Origin of the sequence: Bradyrhizobium sp. (genome assembly GCF_036735945.1) — a bacterium.
Lineage (GTDB): Bacteria > Pseudomonadota > Alphaproteobacteria > Rhizobiales > Xanthobacteraceae > Bradyrhizobium.
This window is the reverse complement of sequence record NZ_DAINNI010000107.1, coordinates 1-16,555: the sequence shown is the minus strand read 5'-3', so window position 1 is coordinate 16,555 and position 16,555 is coordinate 1. Positions and strand designations below refer to the sequence as shown.

The 16,555-nt window shown below is 64.2% G+C and carries 20 protein-coding genes; 10 read left to right on the top strand and 10 right to left on the bottom strand.

Going from position 1 to position 16,555, the window contains the following annotated elements; all coding sequences use genetic code 11:
- Positions 1–897 (top strand): 4-hydroxybenzoate 3-monooxygenase (locus V7E26_RS23810; protein ID WP_324420890.1); only part of this gene is annotated, 897 nt, incomplete at its 5' end.
- A gap of 128 nt (positions 898–1,025) precedes the next feature.
- On the top strand, positions 1,026–1,454 hold the full coding sequence (locus tag V7E26_RS23805) for a PaaI family thioesterase (protein ID WP_324420888.1): 429 nt from the start codon (positions 1,026–1,028) through the stop codon (positions 1,452–1,454).
- Here V7E26_RS23805 and V7E26_RS23800 read toward each other — a convergent pair.
- Positions 1,451–2,344 carry a LysR family transcriptional regulator gene (locus V7E26_RS23800; RefSeq protein WP_324420886.1) on the bottom strand — a complete coding sequence of 298 codons (894 nt, stop codon included), beginning with the start codon at positions 2,342–2,344 and terminating at the stop codon, positions 1,451–1,453. The two genes, V7E26_RS23805 and V7E26_RS23800, sit on opposite strands and share 4 nt — an antisense overlap.
- A gap of 118 nt (positions 2,345–2,462) precedes the next feature.
- On the opposite strand from V7E26_RS23800, the gene V7E26_RS23795 reads away from it, so the two are divergent.
- Positions 2,463–3,092, top strand: a complete 630-nt coding sequence (locus tag V7E26_RS23795; protein WP_324420884.1) for a pyridoxamine 5'-phosphate oxidase family protein — start codon at positions 2,463–2,465, stop codon at positions 3,090–3,092.
- Positions 3,093–3,095: 3 nt separating this feature from the next.
- On the opposite strand, the gene V7E26_RS23790 is transcribed toward V7E26_RS23795, so the two are convergent.
- Together V7E26_RS23790 and V7E26_RS23785 are read right to left on the bottom strand one after the other, a co-directional pair.
- The gene (locus V7E26_RS23790) at positions 3,096–3,824 is read right to left on the bottom strand and encodes a glutathione S-transferase family protein (RefSeq protein ID WP_324420882.1); all 729 of its coding nucleotides are present in this window, start codon (positions 3,822–3,824) and stop codon (positions 3,096–3,098) included.
- 67 nt (positions 3,825–3,891) lie between these two features.
- Positions 3,892–4,164, bottom strand: a complete 273-nt coding sequence (locus tag V7E26_RS23785) for a hypothetical protein (RefSeq protein ID WP_324420880.1) — start codon at positions 4,162–4,164, stop codon at positions 3,892–3,894.
- Positions 4,165–4,267: 103 nt separating this feature from the next.
- Between V7E26_RS23785 and V7E26_RS23780 the strand changes: the two genes are divergently transcribed.
- Together V7E26_RS23780 and V7E26_RS23775 are read left to right on the top strand one after the other, a co-directional pair.
- Positions 4,268–4,966 (top strand): helix-turn-helix transcriptional regulator, encoded by a 699-nt coding sequence (locus V7E26_RS23780; RefSeq protein WP_283030440.1) that lies wholly within the window; start codon positions 4,268–4,270, stop codon positions 4,964–4,966.
- A 44-nt stretch (positions 4,967–5,010) separates the two neighbouring features.
- Positions 5,011–5,325 (top strand): YkgJ family cysteine cluster protein, encoded by a 315-nt coding sequence (locus tag V7E26_RS23775; protein ID WP_324420876.1) that lies wholly within the window; start codon positions 5,011–5,013, stop codon positions 5,323–5,325.
- Positions 5,326–5,369: 44 nt separating this feature from the next.
- Here V7E26_RS23775 and V7E26_RS23770 read toward each other — a convergent pair whose 3' ends face one another.
- Positions 5,370–5,774 carry a hypothetical protein gene (locus V7E26_RS23770; RefSeq protein WP_324420874.1) on the bottom strand — a complete coding sequence of 135 codons (405 nt, stop codon included), beginning with the start codon at positions 5,772–5,774 and terminating at the stop codon, positions 5,370–5,372.
- Positions 5,775–5,971: 197 nt separating this feature from the next.
- The gene (locus V7E26_RS23765) at positions 5,972–6,325 is read right to left on the bottom strand and encodes a DUF3307 domain-containing protein (protein WP_324420872.1); all 354 of its coding nucleotides are present in this window, start codon (positions 6,323–6,325) and stop codon (positions 5,972–5,974) included.
- A 431-nt stretch (positions 6,326–6,756) separates the two neighbouring features.
- On the opposite strand from V7E26_RS23765, the gene V7E26_RS23760 reads away from it, so the two are divergent.
- Positions 6,757–8,166 carry a TAXI family TRAP transporter solute-binding subunit gene (locus V7E26_RS23760; protein ID WP_324420870.1) on the top strand — a complete coding sequence of 470 codons (1,410 nt, stop codon included), beginning with the start codon at positions 6,757–6,759 and terminating at the stop codon, positions 8,164–8,166.
- A gap of 738 nt (positions 8,167–8,904) precedes the next feature.
- Entirely contained in the window at positions 8,905–9,504 is a 600-nt protein-coding gene (locus tag V7E26_RS23755) for a CarD family transcriptional regulator (RefSeq protein ID WP_324420868.1), read from the top strand.
- A 67-nt stretch (positions 9,505–9,571) separates the two neighbouring features.
- Here the strand turns inward: V7E26_RS23755 and V7E26_RS23750 are convergent, their stop codons facing one another.
- The 3 genes from V7E26_RS23750 to V7E26_RS23740 all read right to left on the bottom strand — a co-directional run bounded on the left by V7E26_RS23750 (position 9,572) and on the right by V7E26_RS23740 (position 11,637).
- A complete protein-coding gene (locus tag V7E26_RS23750; protein ID WP_324420866.1) occupies positions 9,572–9,796 on the bottom strand; it encodes a hypothetical protein in 225 nt (74 codons plus the stop codon).
- 269 nt (positions 9,797–10,065) lie between these two features.
- Positions 10,066–10,950, bottom strand: a complete 885-nt coding sequence (locus V7E26_RS23745) for a DUF6537 domain-containing protein (RefSeq protein WP_324420864.1) — start codon at positions 10,948–10,950, stop codon at positions 10,066–10,068.
- Between the two features lie 18 nt (positions 10,951–10,968).
- Positions 10,969–11,637, bottom strand: a complete 669-nt coding sequence (locus tag V7E26_RS23740; RefSeq protein ID WP_324420862.1) for a Crp/Fnr family transcriptional regulator — start codon at positions 11,635–11,637, stop codon at positions 10,969–10,971.
- A 297-nt stretch (positions 11,638–11,934) separates the two neighbouring features.
- Between V7E26_RS23740 and V7E26_RS23735 the strand changes: the two genes are divergently transcribed.
- The 3 genes from V7E26_RS23735 to V7E26_RS23725 all read left to right on the top strand — a co-directional run bounded on the left by V7E26_RS23735 (position 11,935) and on the right by V7E26_RS23725 (position 15,689).
- Positions 11,935–13,047, top strand: coding sequence for a cyclic nucleotide-gated ion channel (locus tag V7E26_RS23735; protein WP_324420860.1), 1,113 nt, complete (start codon positions 11,935–11,937; stop codon positions 13,045–13,047).
- A 30-nt stretch (positions 13,048–13,077) separates the two neighbouring features.
- On the top strand, positions 13,078–13,863 hold the full coding sequence (locus tag V7E26_RS23730) for an enoyl-CoA hydratase/isomerase family protein (protein ID WP_324420858.1): 786 nt from the start codon (positions 13,078–13,080) through the stop codon (positions 13,861–13,863).
- Between the two features lie 194 nt (positions 13,864–14,057).
- Entirely contained in the window at positions 14,058–15,689 is a 1,632-nt protein-coding gene (locus V7E26_RS23725; RefSeq protein WP_324420856.1) for an ankyrin repeat domain-containing protein, read from the top strand.
- Here V7E26_RS23725 and V7E26_RS23720 read toward each other — a convergent pair.
- Complete coding sequence (locus V7E26_RS23720) at positions 15,686–16,396, bottom strand: nitroreductase (protein ID WP_324420854.1); 711 nt, start codon at positions 16,394–16,396, stop codon at positions 15,686–15,688. The two genes, V7E26_RS23725 and V7E26_RS23720, sit on opposite strands and share 4 nt — an antisense overlap.
- Positions 16,397–16,398: 2 nt before the next feature.
- Positions 16,399–16,555, bottom strand: a 157-nt coding sequence (locus V7E26_RS23715; protein ID WP_324420892.1) for an acyl-CoA dehydrogenase family protein, incomplete at its 5' end; no start/stop codon positions are given.

The window sequence follows — 16,555 nt, the reverse complement described above, 5'->3', positions numbered from 1 at the left end:
ACCGGCAAGACCGTGATGATCTACGGCCAGACCGAGGTGACGCTCGACCTGATGAACGCCCGCAAGGCGGCCGGCCTCGCTTCGGTCTACCAGGCCGCCGACGTCACGCCGCTGGATTTCGATACCGACCGCCCCCGCGTCAGCTACGTCAAGGACGGCCTCGCCTGCGAGATCGACTGCGACTTCATCGCCGGCTGCGACGGCTTTCACGGCGTCAGCCGCGCCAGCGTCGAGCCGTCGGCGATCACGACCTATGAGCGAGTCTATCCGTTCGGCTGGCTCGGCATCCTCTCGGAGACCCCGCCGGTCAGCCCCGAGCTGATCTATTCGAACCATGCGCGGGGATTTGCGCTCTGCACCATGCGTTCGACCAAACGCAGCCGCTATTATGTGCAATGCCCGCTCGACGACGACATCGCGCAGTGGCCAGACCAGCGGTTCTGGGATGAGTTGAAGCGGCGGATCGACCGGAAGGCGGCGGACGAGCTCGTCACCGGACCCTCGATCGAAAAGAGCATCGCGCCATTGCGCAGCTTCGTCGCCGAGCCGATGCGGTTCGGGCGGATGTTCCTGGCCGGCGACGCCTCCCACATCGTGCCGCCGACCGGCGCCAAGGGGCTGAACCTGGCGGCCAGCGACGTGCATTATCTCTCGCAGGCCTTCCGCGAATATTACGACGAGAAATCCTCCGCCGGCATCGACGGCTATTCGGGACGCGCGCTGGCGCGGGTCTGGAAGGCGGTGCGGTTCTCCTGGTGGATGACCTCGATGCTGCACCAGTTCACCGACCAGGGCGAATTTGGCGCGCGCATCCAGCTTGCCGAGCTGGAATATCTCGTCAGTTCGAAAGCGGCGTCGGCGTCGCTGTCGGAGAATTATGTCGGGCTGCCGTTTTAGAAGCTCTCGCGAGGAGCACGGCGGGAATTCAAACAGCCGTCGTAATCCCGTTTAAAACTTTGTAGGCGGTGACTTCCCGGGCTCGGTGCGTTCAATGAACGCAAACATCACCACGACGCGAGCTGCATATGACATCAACCGACATTCCCGCAGGCTTTGAACGCCGCACCCGCCGGAGCCCACTGACCGATCCCTGGGAACCGCTGTATTCGAAGACAACCGACAAGGCCGTCATCATCGGGCTGCGCCTCGCCAAACCGCACACCAATGGCCGCGGCCTGATTCATGGCGGGCTGATCGCAGCACTCGCCGACAATGCAATGGGCCATAGCTGCGCCCATGTGATGGGCGGCGTGTCGTCGCTGGTGACGATCTCGCTGGCGGTCGATTTCGTCGGCAGCGCCGAGGTCGGGCAATGGCTCGCGGTCGAAAGCGATGTGGTCAAGACCGGCCGGACGATCTGCTTCGTGCAAAGCCTGATCAAGGCCGACGACGTCGTGATCGCGCGCGCCAATGCGACGTTTCGCGTGGTGCCGAAGAAGGAGCAAATCGCCTAGCCGAAATGCCAGTCGGCCAGTTCGGTCACGAGATCGATGAAGGTGCGCACTTTCGCCGAGAGCAGCCGCGAGGTCGGATAGACGATGTGGATCGGCATCGCCGGCTGCTCGAACGGCGCGAGCACGATTCTGAGCCGGCCTGCCCTCAGCGATTCGGCGGCCTGGTAGGCCATCACCCGCGTCAGCCCGCCGCCCTGCTCCGCATACTGGATCGCGGCGTCGGAGCTGTTGGTGGCAAAACGGGGCGTGCCGGCGATGCGGATCTCGCTGTCATCCTCGATAAAGCGCCAGTCGAGCGCCGCGGTCATGGCGCCGAACTGGATGGTGTCGTGTGCGGGAATTTCCGACGGCCGCTTCGGCTCGCCGCGTTCCCCGAGATAGGATGGCGAGGCCACCACCAGGCGCCGCATCTCCCCGACATGGCGCGCCACCAGCGTCGAATCGGGCAGATGCCCGATCCTGACCGCGAGATCGACGCCGTCCTCGATGAGGTTCACCACGCGGTCCGTCAGGCGCAGGTCGACGGCGACGTCGCCATAGCGCTTCAGGTAGGCGGTGACGATTGCGCTGACATGCAGCCGGCCGAACCCGACCGGCGCCGAGATCACCAGTTGCCCCTCGGGCCGCGTGCGCTCGCCCGCGACGGCGCCCTCCGCCTCCTCGACATCGGCCAGGATGCGCCGCGCCCGCTCCAGGTAGCGCGCGCCGGCATCGGTCAGCGTCACCTGCCGCGTGGTCCGCTGCAACAGCCGCGCACCGAGACGCTCCTCCAGCGCCGCGATCAGCCGCGTCACGCCTGACGGCGACAGGCCGAGCTTGCGCGCGGCCGGGGTAAAGCCGCGCAAATCGGCCACCGCGACAAAGGCCTGCATGGCATCGAGCCGGTCCATGGAACTATTGCATATCCAGCAATAGTGAAGTGTCAATCTGCAAGATTGTTTAATTTACGGAAACGTTCATTTTAGCGGGCGAAGGACGACCGTAGTGGCGCTCCACGAGGAGGCTAAGATGTCTGACGTTCACACCTATTCCAGCGACGTGGCCTTTACCCCGGCGGTGAAGGTGATCCAGGCCCGCAAGGGTTCGCGCGCGGCCTATGCCAGCGTCGAGGCGCGCGGCGGCTGGCGCACCGAGATCGACGAGAACCTCGCAGGGTTTCTGGCGGAGACCAACAGCTTCTATCTGGCGACCGCTTCCGCCGACGGTCAGCCCTATATCCAGCACCGCGGCGGGCCGAAGGGTTTTGTGAAGATCATCGACACGAACACGATCGCGTTTGCCGATTACAGCGGCAACCGGCAGTACATCACGCAAGGAAACCTGTCGGAGAATCCGAAGGCGCATATCTTCGTGATGGATTACGCGCACCGCCGCCGCGTGAAGATCTGGGGCGAGGCGCGCGTGGTCGAGGACGATCCGGCGCTCACCGATGCGCTGATGCCCAGGGGTTACAAGGCGCGGCCGGAGCAGGTGATCCTGTTCAAGGTGTCGGCGTGGGACACCAACTGCCCGCAGCACATCCCGCAGAAGTTCGACGCCGCCGACGTCGCGCAGGCGCTGGCCGTACGCGACGCCCGCATCAGTGAGCTGGAAGCCGAGCTGGCCGCGTTGCGAGGCCAGCCCGCTCCCGCTGCATGATGATCACGCGGCCTGCTGCACCGGCGACCAGGCGAATTCCGGGTAGTACAACAGCATCATCCGGTCGACATAGGCGGTGAGGTTCTCGAACTGCTCGGTGCGCCGGCGCAGACCTGACTCGAAGAACGGCGTCAGGATTCCCGCCAGCATGCCGAACGCCGTCGCATCGAGGCCGCAGGGTGACTCGCCCATCAGAAAGGTCTTGTCGCCAAGCTGCACCGACAGCGCGAACAGCGAGCGCACGGCAAGATCGATGTCCTCGTCCGGCGCATGGCGGCCGAGGCCGCTCAGCAGGTAGTTCTCGGCGACACGAAACTGGGCGTCCTCGCGCATCTTTTCCCGCAGATGCATGGGCGCGCCGTCGAAGAAATGCGACGGGCCCTTGGCGAAATTCTCGCCGTCGACCCAGCGCGCGCCGACCAGCGCCCAATAGACATGGTGCTCGATCATCCGCTCGAAGGCCCAGGCCTGCGCGCGCGCCTGCAGGCTGATCGGCGCGTCGAAATCGAAGCCGTATTTGGCCTCCAGATGGGCGCGGATGAAGGTGGAATCGGCGATCGTCTCGGCGTCGTCGACGATGTAGGGGAGCTGCCCCTTCGGCGAGGCCGGCGGCTTGGCCCTCTCCTTGCGATAGGTAAGCCCGGCCATCTTGAGCTGGACCTCGGTCTTGGTCACAAAGGGGCTGATCTCCGGCAGACCAAAGCCCGCGCCGAAGCCGTAAAGCGTAATCATGTCGGTCTCCCGATATTCCCTGAAAACGTTGGATCTGGTCTAGCGCCCCCCTGCTGCCACCATGGTGTCAGCAGCAGCAGTGGCGGCCGTGGCGTTCCTCGGCCCGCGGGGTGCGCGCCTTGCGCACCCACGCCTTGAGCTGGCCTTTGACCTGGCCTTTGATCTGGCGTTGCGCCAGCGCGCACATTGCCGTGAACGAGCGCCACGCCAGCTCGACCATCGCCCAGCGCATATCCATCGTGGCGCTGTGGATGGCGACGAGCTGTTCCAATGCAAATCCCCGGGCATTTACCAGGGGTACGCGGTTTCCCAGGGGGCCGTATTCGCTGAAAATCGTCATGGACAAATTCCCTTCACTTGAGGTGTTGTCCCGATGTACCAACCCCCTGCTGCCAACATGCTGTCAGCATCGGGCGGCCGCCTTTGAGAAAAGAGAACGAGCCATGCGACGGGCCGACCGCCTATTCCAGATCATCCAGGTGCTTCGGCGTACCCGCAAACCCCTGACGGCGGATGCCATTGCTGCCGAGCTGGAGACGTCGAAGCGAACCATCTACCGCGATATAACGACGCTGATCGAGCAGCGGGTGCCGATCCGCGGCGAAGCCGGCGTCGGCTACATCCTGGAGAAGGGATTCGACCTGCCGCCGTTGATGCTGACGCCCGACGAGATCGAGGCCTGCGTGCTCGGCGCGCAATGGGTGGTCGGCCATGCCGATCCGGCGCTGGCGCGCGCCGCGCAGGACCTGATGGCCAAGGTCGCCGAGACCGTACCGGAGCGGCTGCGGCCCTTCGTGCTGGAGCCTGCCAGCCGCGCCCGCCGCGCCTGGAACCGCGAGCCCGACCGCATCGACATGGTGCGGACGCGGACGCAAATCCATGAAGGCAAGAAGATCACCCTGAACTACCGCGACGAGCGCGGCCGCGACAGCCAGCGCACGATCTGGCCAATCGCGGTCGGCTATCACGAGGCGGTGCGAATCCTCGCGGCGTGGTGCGAGCTGCGCAAGGATTTCCGCAGCTTCCGCACCGACCGCGTCGTCGACGCGGTCTATCACGAGGAAAAGTATCCGGAGCGGCGCGACATCCTGCGCGCCAAATGGCGGCGCAGCCTGGTCTGGGAAGCGCCTAAAGATACCTGACGTCGCGCTGGTCGCGGCGGTCGTTTGGCGCTAAACGCTCAGACATGCACCCAATCGGCACGGATCACGAAAGCCCCTGCCAGGCCTGCGGCGCCTGCTGCAGCTACTCGCCAAACTGGCCGCGCTTCACCACCGAGGACGATGCGGCGCTCGACCTGATCCCGGAAAGATTCGTCAACGACCGCCTGTCGGGGATGCGCTGTGAAGGCGGCCGCTGTTCGGCACTGTCGGGCAAGGTCGGCGAAGCGACGTCGTGCCTGATCTACGCGATACGGCCGGAGGTGTGCCGCACCTGCATGCCCGGCGACGTCGAATGCGCGATGGCGCGAAAGCGCCATGGATTGCCGGTGTTGGGGTGACGTCGATCGTCGCCCCGGCCTTTCGCCGGGACGACGGATAGGGCTTACGCCGTCACCGCTTCCGCAAAATCTTCGTCGTCGATCTCGTCGTCGATCGGCTTGAAGGTCGAGAGCGGCTTGGTCGAGAGGGTGATCGGCTTGCGGCCGCCATTGGAGGCGGTCGAGGCTGAAGGCGCGGTGCCTTCGCGGGAAAGGGCATAGAGCGTGGTGCCGACCCGGCCGCCGAACTGGACCAGTTCGCGCTCGGTGCAGCTTGCCGCAATCGCCAGCGCCAGCGTGTGGAGGTGGCTGCGGCGGTAGCAGAACAGCGCCAGCATGGCACGGACCTCGGAGGAGACGCTTTCCACCAGCAGCGACAGACCGTGCGGATTGGCGCGATACATCTCGCCGAGCAGTTCGTCCCGGACCGGACAGAAATCATTCTCAAATGCGTCGCGGCTTGAAAACATTGCGGTTCTCCATTTTCAGAAGATGCCGCGTAATTCTCTAATGAAAGGTTAACCACGATCCCCAGTAGTGTTCCGGGGACCTTGCCAGCGGAAGCTGAAGCGGAATCGAGAAGATGATTCGCGCGTTGCCCTGATATGCCCGGAGCGGTGCAGAAACGGATCGGAAGGTGCGGAAGCCGATGCCGCGGCTGCGGAGATCAGTTCGCCGCCATGTAGATGGCGAGGCCGAAGCCGGTGAGGTGGTGCAGCGCCTGATCGACGCCGATCAGCGTCCAGAACCAGGGATGCTCGTTCTCCAGCGTCACGCCGAAGCGGGACGCGATGATCCCCTTGATGCGGTCGACGGTGATGTGAATGGCGAAGTCGATGAAGGCGACGAACCAGAAACGCGGCGAGACGATCAGGATCAGGACCAGCGATACCGCCAGATGCACCAGGCAATGGGCGAGCAGCGGCAGCGCCCAGCCGGTCTTCTGATCCTTGCCGATCGCCATCCAGGAAGTCTGCAGCATGAAGTCGGCTATGACGTGCTTCACCGTGAGAAGCAGCATCCATCCTACCAACGCACCTACCGGGACCGAGGACGACATCGAGGGAAACAACAAAGCTGACGCCCTTTGGCTGAAAACTGACGAGGTGGCGAAAAACCGGGGCCTAGGCTGTCAGCGCAATGTTCTTTTCAAACCCGGACTATTCGAACGCTGCCTTCATTTATGACATCTCCTGCGTCGGAATGCACCTCTTGGTGATCTGAAAATCGCCCGGTGTGGCGGAACTGCGATACTGCGGTAACGATGCGCAGCCGGCCTGGGGCAACCTTGGGTAAGGTTACCGATCGGCGCGATTTGCAATCCGGCAGGACGGGGCTATCATCGCCCGACAGGCAAAATTATCGTTCCTTTCTAGGCATTTACGAATTCATTCGGACGGCCTGCGACGCCACGGCTCGGCGGCGACGCGTCCTCACCTCCCGGGTATGAGCATGAGTGCTGAAGCCCCAACGCCGCGTCCGAAAACCCCGCGCCGCCGCATCCGGACCGTCAAGAGCAACCGGGCCCAGATCCTCCTGTTTTCCGTCCTGACGCTGGTCCTCACCGTTGCCGTGGTGTGGGGCGGCCGGGCCTTGCTGCACAATTCCGAAACGCTGGTGTTTGCCGTCGGCGATGCCAACGGCCCCGAAGCGCGTTTTGCCGCCCGCCTGGCGGCGGTGCTGAAAAATAATTCCTCCCGGCTGCGGCTGAAGATCGTGCCCAACGGCGACAATGCAAAGGCGCTGTCGCAGTTCGACCACAAGGAGGCCAACCTTGCCATCCTGCGCACCGACGCCCGGGTGCCGCCCCGCGCCCGCTCGATCGCAATCCTCGAGCATGATCTGCTTCTGTTGATCAGCCCGAGCGGCAAGAAGATCAAGTCGATCGCCGAGTTGAAGAAAAAGAAGATCGCGGTCCTCGCCGACGGCGAGAGCGGCGCCGCGCTGGTGCGCAATATCCTCGAATTGTCCGACGCCCCGGACGCGGCGACGCGGGTGCAGATGGCGCCGCCGAACCTTACCTTCGACCAGTTGTTCGCCGCGGGCTTCGGCGCCGTGGTGAAGATCGCGCACGCCTCGCAGATCGTGAAGGACAAGAGCTACGAGCAGTATGCCAGGCGCGGCGGCTTCACCCTGAATGCGATCGACGCGGCGAAGGCGATCGCCAGAAAATATCCGGCGATCTCGGAGGAGACGGTGGCGACCGGCATGCTGTCGGCTTCGCCCGCGATCCCCGCGGAAGACGTCGACACGATCGGGCTGGAGTGGCTGCTGGTCGCCCAGTCCAGGCTTTCGACCACGACGGTCGGCGACCTCGCGCGGATCATCTACGAGAACAAGGCCGAACTCGCTTTGCCCGACGGTTTCGCCTCCAAGATCGAGCCGGCGGCGACCGACAAGGATGCCTTCATCGTGGCGCATCAGGGCGCGGCCGAATACATCAACGACGAAACCAAGTCCTTCGTCGAGCGCTACAGCGACCTGATGTATTTCGCGCTGGCCGCGCTCAGCATTATCGGCACGGTGTTCGCCGCCATCTACGCCAAGGTCACGAGGGTCGCGCCGGAAAAGGCCAGCCAGCTCGCAACCGCGATTCTCGATGTCGGCGAGCGCATGGAATTCGCCGACTCGCTCGACGCCCTCGACGCGCTGCAGGACGAACTGGAAGGGATCTTGCGCGGCGTGGTGATCGGGCTGCGCGACGGCACCATTTCAAGCGACGGGCTCGACACCTTCAAGCTCGGCTATGAATTCGTGCGTGACGAGATCGGCCTGCGCCGCGAGCACCTCAAGCGCCACGCCGCGCAGGATCACGCGCAAGACGACAAGGTCGTGGTGGTGAAAACCGCGCACAGCGCGTAGGCGCGCTTAATCCAGCGGCGATTAATCCTAATTGGCAAGCTTAACCGGCGGTTTTCACCGCGGCGCGCCGCTGCTGCGCTATCGTCATTTCAGGACACGGCATGGTGCCTTCTGGAAAGGCTTGCCGACGATTGAAGTTGATCGCTCGGACAGGGAAGGCGCGAATTCGAAAGGAAGTGTGGCAAGATGAGTAGGCCCTCCGCTCCGACCAAGGCTGACCTGCACAGGATGTTGGCCGAGGCGGTTCGCAATACGCAGCCGCAGCCGGTCAGCCCGCAACCCGAGCCGGTTCGTAACGACAAGCCCGCTGCCAAGCGCGCAAGTCTGCCGCGCAACACGCGCGCCACGCAGAAGAGCACGGCCAAGACCAAGCGTGTTCGTGCATCTGCCAACGGTAAGCGGAAACCTCGATAATGCGAATGACCATGCGGGGCGCGTTGAAAAACGATCGCGGCCAGGCCGAGAAACTCTGTCTCCGCGCAACCGAGCGATCGAACGGCAAGCTCGCCTGTGGGTAAAAGTCACGTCTCCGTACGGAACAAGTTGCCGATAAGCCACATGACTCGATGGGAATCCATTGCGTGGCATCATTGTCGTGGCGATGTCAGCTTCTCGGGCTTAATGAGGTTGCAACAGCGAAGACGGCGCGAAGCGCCCCGCAGCGACTAGAGCGTTCAAGTAATTTGCCGCGTGATTGGCGATCAGTCGGTGCAACACCCGAAGGAGTCGAACCGCGACATGAGTTTGGACGGACAGAACGCGAAATCCGATCATTTCCCCGAGGCGTCGGACGCCACCTCGACGCCGTCAGGTGCGCGCGAAATCGGGAATCCTCCATTGCAATTCAAGGCAACGGAATTCGTCGTCTATCCGGCGCACGGCGCGGGACAGATCCTCTCGATTGAAAAGCAGACCGTTGCCGGCGCGAGCCTGGAATTCTTCGTGATCTATTTCACGAAAAGCAAAATGACGGTCCGCGTTCCCGTGCGCAAGGCCGCAGGCGTCGGAATGCGCAAGCTGTCGGATCGTTCCTTGGTCCAGGAAGTGAAGCGGGTTCTGCGCGAAACTCCCCGGAAAGGCCGCGGCAACTGGTCCCGGCTGGCGCAGGAATACGAAAGCAAGATCAACTCCGGGGATATCGTCGCGGTCGCGGAGGTCGCTCGCGATCTTTTCCGACCGGGCGAATCCGAACAGAGTTTCAGCGAACGGCAATTGTACGTGTCGGCGCTCAACCGCCTCTGTGGAGAAATCGCGCTGGTGGACGGGGTCTCCGAGGAACAGACCATCAAGGAACTCGAGAGCCTGTTGAAGACCGGCATACTCAAGCGCAGCGCCTGACCCGGCGTTTTCGACGAGCTATCGTTCGACCAGATGCGCGTGATTTCGTGCAACGGGTGATCCGTTGCTAGTCAGCGAGTTCAACCCAAGCTGAAGAGATTTCGTCGATCGAAGGCACGATCGAGGGCGAATCGTGCTCGTCGAGTTCGCCAAGCCGCGCGATCAATCTCGCCAGATCTGGCGAGACTGGAGCAAGCTCGCGCAACGCGATCCGCAAGCGGTCGCCGATCTCGGCGCAAATTGCGCTGGAGTGCTCCTCGCCGATCAGGATTGTTGCAGTATCTCTCGCCACGATCTTTCTCGCGGGTTCATTTGGACAACATGTTCAAAAATGTCATCGATCTACCGGCGTGCGCAACGCCCCCGCAGCGCGAGCAGCATGGCCCGCAATATCAGGACCGCCGATATTTCAATTCACTTCGAGGCTAGCAGCAGGTTGTTTAGCGCCAGTTAGAGAAGGTGGTTACCAGCGCGTTAGGACCGGATGTCACGCAGTGTGACCCGCCCGAGCGAGGAGGGTACGTAAGAAGGCGGCGGCGCCCCTTTGCCCATACCACGCGCTCAACTCGACGGCACCGCCGTATATGCGCCGGCCGTGGCGCGGGCGCGGATCTCGGCGATCTTGCGTTTCAGCGCGGCCTGACGCGGATCGGGCAACGCGGCGGCGCGCGCTTCCGTCACCGCGCCGGCAAGATCCGATAGCGCCAGCACGCCGTCGAATGTCGGCTTGACCAGCGCATCGATGATCGCGTTCCAGTCCGCCATGCCCTGCCGGTAGACCTCGCCATATCCGACGATCATGGTCGCGGTGTGGATGATCACCGGCGCCGCCTGCGGCTGCTTGGTCAGGCTGCGGTCGACCATGTGCAGCCAGCGTTCGACCCAGACCCGCTCCCTGGCATAGCGCACCGAAAACAGCCGCCACCGCCGCAGCCCGGCCTCCATCTTGAGGCGGCGGATGCCGAAGCGGCTCTTGGTGCTGAACCGGATCGAGACGCGCATGCGGCGCGTCCACCCGACCCAATCGAGCGCATCAAGGATGTATTCGGCGATCGCGGCGGGCAGCGCGCCGATCAGTTCATCGAGGCGGAATTTCCTGACATCGGCAGAGCCGGCCGCGCCAGGGTGGTCCTCCAGTTCGGCAAGCTTGAGCTGCGCGATCCGGATCGGATCCTCATAGCTCATGCGCACCGCCATCAGGCGCGCGATGTCGGCCAGCATCGTCGCATCGACGCCCTGCTTGCCGACGAACCGGCGCAGGCGGTCGACATAGAGCCTCGCATAGCCCGGGCCCTGATAGTCGACGAGGAGATGGATGGCCTCGCTCGCCAGCGCCATCACCGGGGCCGGCAAACCATCGGGCAGAAACGGCGGCTCGTCGTCATCCCCGCCGATGAAATCGGCGAACAGGTAGCGCAACGACGACAGGATACCGCGGTCTGTCACTCCCTTTCGCTCCAGCTCCTAGGCGGGCTTCGGTTCGGCGGCGCTGGACGCGATCTGCTGGGCCAGCCGCTTTTCTACCGCCTCCAAATTCTGGAACAGGCGCGCGCTGGTGAGGCGGAGGAAATAGAAGCCGAAGGCAGGGTTCTGCACGTAAAGCTCCTCGACCTTGGTGTAGCTGACGCTCAGGATGAGGCCGGCCTCGACGCATTCCAGCGTCTGCGTCCGCGTGTTCGACGGGGACAGCATGCCGAGTTCGCCGACGATCGCCCCGACCGGCAGCACGATGCCCGATTCCACCAGCTTGAACTTGCCGCTGACGATATACAACATGTCCTCGGCCTTCTCGTCCTTGTAGAACAGGATTTCCCCGGCCGCGCAGTTGCGCTCGGTCATGAACGGCTTCAGCCATTCCATCGAGAGATCGCTGTTGACGGATCTCCTCACGTCGCGAACGAGCTGCAGCATCTGGTGCAGGCGATAGGAGTTGACCAGCAGCATGACGAGCTGCACGCCGATGACCAGGTAGTTGTGGGTCGGTATCGCCGTCACGATCAGCACCACGTTGGCGAGGATGCCGAACACCCGCAACGGGATCATGGTCTTCATCGTGGTGGTGGCAACCACGAAGATCGACGCGAACAGCGCGCCTGCGGTTCCTGCGTGTTGTACCAGATGCGACGTATCCATTGGAGGCCAACCAGATTCCTCAGAAGTGAATTTTCCGCGATTCTGCTGCCGTGCCAGCTAAGTAACGTGGCCGGGCCCCTTTTGGTATACGAGGAAAGGCTGACGTTTTGTCGGGTTTCTCACTCGTCCCGGGGAAAATTCGCCTTCCGGTCGCCGCCGCGCGGCACAAACCGGCCGGCACGATGGCGCCGGGGCCGCTGGGCCGTCGTTGACGGCCCCTCCGCAGGCGGGCACTTTGCGGCCCATTGCTCACGCCGCGGCTCGACCCGGCTCATGTTGCACCCATCAGGGCCTCCGATGTCCAAGCGGCTCATTCTCTCGGCACTGGCTCAATTCACCGCCAAGACGGCCGGCCGCAACATGACCATGGTGGCCTATGCCGCCGTCGCCGCCGGCGTCGCCGCGACGGCGGTGCTGACGACCGGCCCTGCCTACGAGGTGGTGCGACTTTGGGTCGACACGGTGCTGTGGGCATGCCTCGGCTATTTCGTATTCGAATGGCTGGTGCGGCTGCGCCATATGGCGCAGCAGGACCGGCTATTGCTCTATGTGCTTTCCGGCAGCGGCGTGGTGGACGCGATCGGGGCACTTGCCGTGCCGCTCGCGCTTCTCGCGGGCGTCGAGCCGAAGACGGCATGGCTGCTCAGCATCCTCTGGGTGCTGAAGGTCGTCCCCGGCATCCCGGGGCTGCGGCAGTTGCGGCGCGTGCTGGTGCTGGAATCCGGCCCCCTGCTCAGCGTGCTCGTGATCTTCCTGATGGTGGTGTTCCTGGCGTCGGTTGCGGAATATTTTCTGGAGCGCGACGTGCAGCCGGCAACCTTCGGCAGTGTGCCGGCGGCGCTGTGGTGGGCGGTGGTGACGCTGAGCACCACCGGCTATGGCGATGTGGTGCCGATAACGCCGCTCGGCCGCATCGTCGCGGCGCTGGTGATGATCTCCGGCCTCGGCGTGTTCGGGCTCTGGACCGGCATTCTGGCAACCGGCTTCGCCGCCGAGACCCGCCGCGACAATTTCCTGAAGACCTGGGAGGCCGTCAGCAAGGTGCCGTTCTTCGCGGCCCTCGGCCCCGCCGCGATCGCCGACGTCACCCATATGCTGCGGACGATGGACCTGCCGGCGCGGACCATGATCATCCGCAAGGGGCAGAAGGGCGACTGCATGTACTTCATCGCCGCCGGCGAGGCCGAGGTCGAGCTGCCCGGCAAGAAGGTGCCGCTGGGCGAAGGCGCATTCTTCGGAGAGATGGCCCTGCTCGGCAACAGCGTGCGCGGCGCCAATGTCACGACCACCAAGGTGACGCGGCTGCTGGTGCTCGACCTCGTCGACTTCCGCCTGCTGATGGCGCGGCATCCCGATCTCGCCGAGACCATCGACGCCGAAGCCAGGCGGCGCGCGCAAGAGAACGAGTAATCAAGACCGACAAGAACAATGGAGACCATGATGCCCGACACAACCGAGGCCGCGAGCGCGCCCATCCTCGATATCAGCGGCGCGCGCGCCACCATCCGCCTCAACCGGCCGAAGCATCTGAACCGGCTGCAGAGCGAGGACCTTGGCGAACTCGTAAGATTGTTCGACCGGATCGAGGGCGACGACGCGATCCGCGTGCTGGTGCTGACCGGGACCGGCCGCGCCTTCAGCGCGGGCTATGACCTCAACTCGGTGGCGGACCGCGCCACCAGCGCGAACGAGCAGCAGAGCGCGGGCTCGGCATTCGAGGTCGTCGTCAACCGCCTGGAGGATCTCGGCGTGCCGACGATCTGCCGGCTCAATGGCGGCGTCTATGGCGGCTCGACCGATCTGGCGCTGGCCTGCGATTTCCGGATCGGCGTCGATACCGCGGAAATGTTCATGCCGGCGGCGCGGCTCGGCCTGCACTACTACCCGAGCGGCATCAAGCGCTACGTCTCGCGGCTCGGCGTCGACAACGCGAAGACGCTGTTCCTGACCGCGCAGAAAATCACCGCGCCGGAAATGCTCCGGATCGGCTATCTCACTGCGATGGTGCCGGAGGAAGCGCTCGACGAGGAGGTCGACAGGCTCGCGGGCATTCTGGCCGGCAACGCGCCGCTGGCGATGCGGGGCATGAAGCGCGCCATCAACGAATTCGCCCGCGGCAGGCTCGACGAGGAAGCCGCCGACCGCCGTCATCGCGAGAGCATGCGCAGCGCCGAGATCAAGGAAGGCATAAGAGCGTTCGCGGAGAAGCGTCCGGCGAAGTTTTGAGACTTTCCCGGATGCTGTGCCTCGTCTGGCCCATTTGACCATCGCCCGCGTCGGACATATGGTGGCGCATGCGGTGCAAGCCGCTCCCGGGCCCGCGGGAAGGGTTGAACCCACTTGCAGCTTTCGAGCGACATCCAGAACCTTTGTGCAGCCGGTGTTGCGGGCCTTCGGCGACGTCACGCACGGAGGTTTTGATGGACCGATCGCCCGATCGATTGAATCTCGATCACCTGAAGAAGCAAGCCAAGGAATTGATCCGCCTTTATCGCGGCCGCGATGCGATGGCGATGGCGCGGTTTCGCACCGCGCTGCCGGCTGCCGCCGGCCATAGCGATGACGGCATCGCATCGCTGCAGCTTCGGCTGCACGATGCGCAATCGTGCATCGCGCGCGAACGGGGCTTTGCGTCGTGGCCCGACCTGAAGCGCTACGTCGAGGTGCGGATGGCGGCGCGGGGCGGGCGTGCGGCCCGCGTGCTGCACTGGGCTCAGTTGCTTTATTCCGGCGATGTCAGCGGCACGGTCAACCGCGCCAACCCGCGCGTTGCACTGCGGATGCTGGCTGATGACCCCGAACTCGTCGCAGGCGATCCCTATCTTGCGTGTGCGATCGGCGACGAAAGCGCGCTGCGGCAGGCGACAGAGGCCGATCCGTCATGGGTCAACCAATCAGGCGGTCCGTTGCGATTGCCGCCGCTCGTTGCGGTCACGCATTCGAGCCTGCTGCGGATGGACGAATTTCGCGAGCGCCTGCATCGTTGCGCGCGACGGCTGATCGCTGACGGCGCCGACGTCAACCAGCACATTTTCAGCCGCTGGCAGCCGGGATCGCTCGACAAGCCGGACGAGCGCTATCCGCTCTCGGCGCTCTATGGCGCGGCCGGCAACAACCACGATCCGATATTGACAAGACTGCTGCTTGAAGCCGGCGCGAATCCGAATGACGGCGAATCGCTCTATCACTCCCTGGAGAATGCGGCGTGCACGCGCCTGCTGCTGGAGCATGGCGCGCGCATCGCCGAAAGCAATGCGATCTACCGTGCGATCGACCTGGAGGACGACAGCCCGCTGAAATTGCTGCTGCAGCACGGCGGCGATCCGAACGAGCCGGCGCGCAATGCGCCGCTGACCGATTGGGGCTCGCCGCTGGCATGGGCGATCTACCGACGGAGGCCGCGCCATGCGAAGGCATTGCTGGACGCAGGCGCCGACACGTCAAGACCGACTGCCGAGGGCGTCTCTCCATACCGGCTGGCGCTGCAATTCGGGCTCTCCGACGTTGCGGACCTGTTGCGCCCGCAAACCGACGCGCCCGACATCTCCGACGAGGAGCGCTTCGTTGCCGCCTGCACGCGGGGCGACGAAGCAGAGGCGCGCACTATTCAGACCCGGCGACCCGATCTGCCGGCATCGCTGTCGCCGACGCAATTGCGCTTGCTGCCCGACATGGCCGCGGCCGGCGCCGACGACGTCGTCAGGCTGATGGTAGGGCTGGGCTGGCCGATCGCGGTGCGCGGCGGCGACTGGGATGCGTCGGCACTCAACCACGCGGTATTTCGTGGCAATGCCGGGCTGACGCGCTTCCTGCTCGAACGCGGCGGCGACTGGACCGAGCGACATGGCTTTGGCGACAATGCTTGCGGCGGGCTGTCATGGGCATCGTTCAACGAGCCGGTCGAGGGCGGCGACTGGGTCGGCTGTGCACGCGCCTTGCGTGACCACGGCATGCCCGGAGCAATCGCGATCGCCGGCGATTCCGAACGTGTGATGGTCGCCGGCGTACGAAGGCAGTTCTCCGACGCCGTCACCGAGGAATTGCTGGGCTAGTCGACGAACGTCACGGTATCGGCGACGCTCGCCCGCGAGGTGCGGTAGCTGTTGACCTTGTGGGCGTGATCGGCATAGCCGAACGAGATGCCGCAGACGACCTTGCGGTCGTCCGCGAGCTTGAAATGCCGGCGGATCAATCCCGAATGCCGGGCGAGCGCGGCCTGCGGAATTGTGCCGAGGCCAAGCGCCTGCGCCGCCAGCATGAAGTTGGAGACATAGGCGCCGCAATCGACCGCGCCATAGACTCCGAGCGGCTCATCGGTGTGGATGATGGCGACATGCGGCGCGCCGAAGAAATTGTAGTTCTCCAGCGCCTGTTTGGCGTAGGCCGCCTTGTCGCCTCTGGTGATGCCGAGCGTGTTGTAGAGCTGAAAGCCGCTCTCGCGGCGGCGTTCGAGATAGACGCCGAGATATTCGCGCGGCGGCGTGAAGTCATGATTGTCCCTGGCGCCAGAAGAAGCTTCCGCATAGATCGCCTTGCGGAAGGCTTCCTTCGCTTCTCCGCTGGCGATCAGGACCTGCCAGGGCTGGCTGTTGCACCAGGACGCCGTGCGCTGCGCTACTTCAAGAATATGCTCGATGGTTTCGCGCGGCACTTCGCGCGGCAGGAACGCGCGCACCGAGTAGCGCTCGTTGAGGAGTTCTTCGAGCACGCCGATGCGGTCCGCCGTCGCGTAGTGTGCCTTCGGCGCCTTTGCATCCATGCTCACCGCCCCTTGGTCGGGATCTTGTTGAACGGCACGTCCTTGTCGACCCTGATATCGCCGGGCAGGCCGAGCACGCGCTCGGCGATGATGTTGCGCAGGATTTCATCGGTGCCGCCGGCGATGCGCATCGAGGGCGAGGACAGCAGCATCTGCTGG

Coding starts and splice junctions, on each gene's coding strand:
- V7E26_RS23805 (WP_324420888.1), top strand. CDS start 1,026: ATGACATCAACCGACATTCCCGCAGGCTTTGAACGCCGCACCCGCCGG.
- V7E26_RS23800 (WP_324420886.1), bottom strand. CDS start 2,344: ATGGACCGGCTCGATGCCATGCAGGCCTTTGTCGCGGTGGCCGATTTG.
- V7E26_RS23795 (WP_324420884.1), top strand. CDS start 2,463: ATGTCTGACGTTCACACCTATTCCAGCGACGTGGCCTTTACCCCGGCG.
- V7E26_RS23790 (WP_324420882.1), bottom strand. CDS start 3,824: ATGATTACGCTTTACGGCTTCGGCGCGGGCTTTGGTCTGCCGGAGATC.
- V7E26_RS23785 (WP_324420880.1), bottom strand. CDS start 4,164: ATGACGATTTTCAGCGAATACGGCCCCCTGGGAAACCGCGTACCCCTG.
- V7E26_RS23780 (WP_283030440.1), top strand. CDS start 4,268: ATGCGACGGGCCGACCGCCTATTCCAGATCATCCAGGTGCTTCGGCGT.
- V7E26_RS23775 (WP_324420876.1), top strand. CDS start 5,011: ATGCACCCAATCGGCACGGATCACGAAAGCCCCTGCCAGGCCTGCGGC.
- V7E26_RS23770 (WP_324420874.1), bottom strand. CDS start 5,774: ATGTTTTCAAGCCGCGACGCATTTGAGAATGATTTCTGTCCGGTCCGG.
- V7E26_RS23765 (WP_324420872.1), bottom strand. CDS start 6,325: ATGCTGCTTCTCACGGTGAAGCACGTCATAGCCGACTTCATGCTGCAG.
- V7E26_RS23760 (WP_324420870.1), top strand. CDS start 6,757: ATGAGTGCTGAAGCCCCAACGCCGCGTCCGAAAACCCCGCGCCGCCGC.
- V7E26_RS23755 (WP_324420868.1), top strand. CDS start 8,905: ATGAGTTTGGACGGACAGAACGCGAAATCCGATCATTTCCCCGAGGCG.
- V7E26_RS23740 (WP_324420862.1), bottom strand. CDS start 11,637: ATGGATACGTCGCATCTGGTACAACACGCAGGAACCGCAGGCGCGCTG.
- V7E26_RS23735 (WP_324420860.1), top strand. CDS start 11,935: ATGTCCAAGCGGCTCATTCTCTCGGCACTGGCTCAATTCACCGCCAAG.
- V7E26_RS23730 (WP_324420858.1), top strand. CDS start 13,078: ATGCCCGACACAACCGAGGCCGCGAGCGCGCCCATCCTCGATATCAGC.
- V7E26_RS23725 (WP_324420856.1), top strand. CDS start 14,058: ATGGACCGATCGCCCGATCGATTGAATCTCGATCACCTGAAGAAGCAA.
- V7E26_RS23720 (WP_324420854.1), bottom strand. CDS start 16,396: ATGGATGCAAAGGCGCCGAAGGCACACTACGCGACGGCGGACCGCATC.